Consider the following 4064-nt stretch of genomic DNA (forward strand, 5'->3'; position numbering starts at 1 on the left):
ATTGCTGTATTTGGTTGTCAATGTTCGGATGATGTTTCTATTATTAACGGTCTTCTTAATGTTTGTAAAGGGGTTTAACGACAGTAAAACTGATTGAAGTCATCAGGAAAGCTGATTAAATGATTGACAGGGGCGATCGCCAGGGGTTTTGTTAAGAAAGTTGAGGGTTTTGCTTTCTGTGGGTCAGCTCGTGATACCTTTCTAAAACCTGAAAGCGGGAAAGTCCGGTGCAATTCCGGCGCTGTGCCGCAACTGTAAAAGTCAGAATGCCGATTTCGGGGGCGCTTTGTGGGCGTTTACTTTTGGATTCCCTGCGCAGCACGGGGAGGAGATTATTTGTTAGCTTTGACTAATTTGCAGACTTGTCCGGGTTTATTTTACGGTTCGATCGCCCGAGACGGAGTTTTATCGAGAATGCGGATTCCGGGGGGAATTTTAAACGCGCAGCAGTGTTGGACGATCGCCGATTTGGCAGATCAATACAGTACCGGCTGTTTGCAAGTGACGAATCGGGCAAATTTGCAAATCCGAGAAGTACACTCGGAAATTCCCCCGGAAGTCTGGAACCGCTTGCAGGAATTGGGGATAGCATCTCGCCGCGTTGAAGTTGACCCGATTCGCAATATAATGGCAAGTCCGACAGCAGGGATCGATCGCCAGCAGTTACTCGATACTCGCCCGCTAGTGAAAGCTTGGGATGATTACCTGCAAACGCATCCCGAATTGTCGGAACTTTCGCCTAAGTTCAGCATTGGCTTGGATGGCGGGGAATCGGCTTCGATCCAGGCTTTGCGCAACGATATTTTATTAGCAGCAGGGCGGGCAAAATCAGAAATCTTTTTTCGGCTGCATTTAAACAGCGATACAGGGATTTTTATCCAACAATCGCAATGTATTTCAGTCTTAGCCGCCCTCGCTAGCACCTATCTTGAATACACCAAAAATCGACCTCGAATTGATGGCAAAAAACCGCGTTTGCGTCACCTGCTGGGAGATTGGGGCGCTGAAAGTTATCTAGAAAGGGTACAGCAGAATTTACCATTTTTATTGCAATACACATCTTGCACCTTTCCCAAAAACAGGCAAGATGCCTGTTCCACAAAGAGTGAATTTCCTTGTGGGGTGGGCATCTTGCCCGCCCGATCGATCGACTCATCTGCAAGGGCGATCGAACAATCCCGACATCTCGGCATCCACCCTCAGCGACAGCCGGATTTCTCGTACATAGGAATTGCGCTGCCTCTCGGTAGGCTAGAATCAAAGCAACTGCGGAATTTGGCAAATTTAGCCCAAAATCTAGCCAGCGGTACCCTGAGACTTACGCCGTGGCAAAATCTGTTGATTTCTGATATCCCCAACTCCCAGCTTTTTGAGATCAAACAGCAAATCGCCGATTTGGGATTGCACTCGTCGGCGACTCGCCTAGATTCGTGCTTGGTGGCTTGTGCCGGCAGTAGTGGCTGTGCGTCGGCGGCGACAGATACTCAAAGTCACGCCCTAGCAATGGCGAGGGATTTAGCGCAAAAATTGACGATTGACCTGCCGATTAACATTCATTTCAGCGGTTGCCAAAAGTCCTGCGCCCAGCACCGGCCAATTGATATCACGCTGGTGGGAATTCAGATTGAGCGGGGACACGAGACGATCGAAGGTTACGACATTTATGCGGGTAGAAAAGAGTTGCCCTTCGGGCGACCAATTTTTCCGGCGGTGAGTGCGGCCGAGATGCCCGGTGCGATCGAGCTTTTGTTGCAGGTGTATCAGCGGTTTCGAGAGCCTTGGGAGTCATTGGGTGAGTTTGTCGATCGGCGGGCGATCGACCAATTGCAGGAGTTATTGAGCACCGAAAATCGGAATTGAAAGTGAAAAAATATCCCATTAAAACAGACAAAATTTAAGCATTTCTCTTCCTATCTCTCTTGATATTTCTTCCTTCGCGTCCTTCGCGCCTTCGCGGTTCATTCAAAAAATCTATTTCACAAATCCCACAAACTTCCCATAGCAGTTTTAAAGAATGATTGACTACATTCGAGACGGAACAGAAATCTACACCAAATCCTTCGCCACAATTCGAGCCGAAGCAGATTTGTCAAACTTGCCGCCCGATTTAGAATCGGTAGCCGTGCGACTAATTCACAGTTGTGGCATGACCGATATTGTTGCAGATTTAGCAGCTTCGCCCGGGGCCGCAACCTGCGGACGCCAAGCCCTCTCAGCAGGTGCGCCCATCCTGTGCGACGCCCGGATGGTGGCCGAAGGCATCACTCGCAAACGCCTTCCCGCTGACAATCCGGTGATTTGCACCCTCTGGCATTCCGAAATCCCGGAGTTGGCGCGGCAAATCGGAAATACTCGATCGGCCGCGGCCCTGGATTTATGGCTGGACAACTTGCAGGGTGCGGTTGTGGCCATCGGCAATGCCCCGACTGCTTTGTTCCGACTGCTGGAAATGCTGGATGCCGGAGCACCCAAACCGGCTTTAATTCTGGGTTTTCCGGTAGGATTTGTCGGGGCCGCCGAATCCAAAGCCGAACTGGCCGCCAACAGTCGGGGAGTGCCATTTATTACGTTGCACGGGCGGCGCGGCGGCAGTGCAATGGCAACGGCGGCCGTGAATGCGTTAGCGAAAAAGGATGAATTATGACTGAGGCGAATGGTAAATTGTACGGTTTGGGTATTGGCCCTGGCGATCCAGAGTTGATTACTTTGAAAGCTTATCGGATTTTGCAATCGGTGCCGGTGATTGCCTATCCGGCGATGGAAAATGGTAAGGTGCTGGCGCGGGCGATCGTCGCAGATTATCTGCGCCCGGAGCAAATTGAGATTCCGATGCCGTTGCCTTTTAGTCCGACGCGATCGTCTCAACCTTATTATGATATTGCTGCCGAGAAAATTGCCGCACATCTGAGCGAGGGACAGGATGTGGCGGTGCTGTGTGAGGGCGAACCTTTTCTCTACGGCTCGTTTATGTATCTATTCAACCGTTTGTCGGGAACATTTACCACTGAAGTTGTGCCGGGAATTTCTTCGACAATGGCGAGTGCCGCTGCGTTGGGAGTGCCGCTGACTTATCGTAACGATGTGTTAAGTATTATGCCTGCGACGCTGGATGCTGAGGTTTTGCGCGATCGACTGGCGGTTGTTGATGCTGCTGTGATTATTAAGCTGGGCAGGCATTTTGCCAAAGTCCGGGACGTGCTCATTGAGTTGGGACAGTTCGATCGAGCACTGTATATAGAACGCGCAACAATGCCTAATCAGCGAATTCGGGCGATCGCAGATGTCGATCCCGCTGAAGTTCCCTATTGGGCTCTGATTATGATACCCAGCCAGCAAAAGTCTGTATCCTAATATTTCCATGCCTGAAGGCGACGCGCTTCCAGGCTTTCCCTACTTTTTTGTGCATTCTTTCCCATTTATCCACCCTTCCTGATATTGATAAGTAAATATTATGACTATTATTAGTTAATTTGTTGTGAAAATACTTTACAAACCTTAGAATATGCTTTATGTTTATTTACATGGCGGAACACAAAGCCGTCACGAACATTGAAAACCAAATAAAGCAATCATAAACAAATGACAACAACCTTACAGCAACGCGAAAGCGCCAATCTGTGGGAACAGTTTTGTAACTGGGTAACATCAACCGACAACCGCATTTATGTAGGTTGGTTCGGCGTCTTGATGATTCCCACCCTCTTAACTGCCACCATCTGCTACATCATCGCCTTCATCGCAGCCCCTCCAGTGGACATTGACGGCATCCGTGAACCAGTAGCTGGTTCCTTGATGTTCGGTAACAACATCATCACAGGTGCTGTTGTTCCTTCATCTAACGCGATCGGCTTGCACTTCTACCCAATCTGGGAAGCAGCTTCTCTCGATGAGTGGTTGTACAACGGTGGCCCTTACCAATTGGTAATTTTCCACTTCCTGATCGGTGTATTTTGCTACATGGGTCGTGAATGGGAATTGTCTTACCGCTTAGGTATGCGTCCTTGGATCTGCGTCGCTTACTCTGCACCAGTAGCAGCAGCAACCGCAGTATTCTTGATTTACCC

At 49.5% G+C, this 4064-nt stretch carries 3 protein-coding genes, 1 pseudogene and 1 riboswitch; all 4 genes and pseudogenes read left to right on the plus strand.

All coding sequences use genetic code 11. From position 1 onward, the window contains the following. Window positions 1-200: 200 nt before the first annotated feature. Window positions 201-280, plus strand: a riboswitch (adenosylcobalamin-variant (AdoCbl-variant) riboswitch). 8 nt (window positions 281-288) lie between these two features. Continuing rightward, the gene (gene cobG, locus ACUVJL_RS04655; RefSeq protein WP_445244781.1) at window positions 289-1860 is read left to right on the plus strand and encodes a precorrin-3B synthase; all 1572 of its coding nucleotides are present in this window, start codon (window positions 289-291) and stop codon (window positions 1858-1860) included. 154 nt (window positions 1861-2014) lie between these two features. Continuing rightward, the gene (locus tag ACUVJL_RS04660) at window positions 2015-2644 is read left to right on the plus strand and encodes a precorrin-8X methylmutase (RefSeq protein ID WP_445244782.1); all 630 of its coding nucleotides are present in this window, start codon (window positions 2015-2017) and stop codon (window positions 2642-2644) included. Then, window positions 2641-3351 (plus strand): precorrin-2 C(20)-methyltransferase, encoded by a 711-nt coding sequence (locus ACUVJL_RS04665; protein ID WP_445244783.1) that lies wholly within the window; start codon window positions 2641-2643, stop codon window positions 3349-3351. Before ACUVJL_RS04660 ends, ACUVJL_RS04665 begins: the two co-directional genes overlap by 4 nt. 228 nt (window positions 3352-3579) lie before the next feature. Beyond that, a pseudogene (locus ACUVJL_RS04670) lies at window positions 3580-4064 on the plus strand (photosystem II q(b) protein); the annotation flags it as partial.

The organism is Microcoleus sp. OTE_8_concoct_300 (assembly GCF_031383065.1).
Lineage (GTDB): Bacteria > Cyanobacteriota > Cyanobacteriia > Cyanobacteriales > Microcoleaceae > Microcoleus.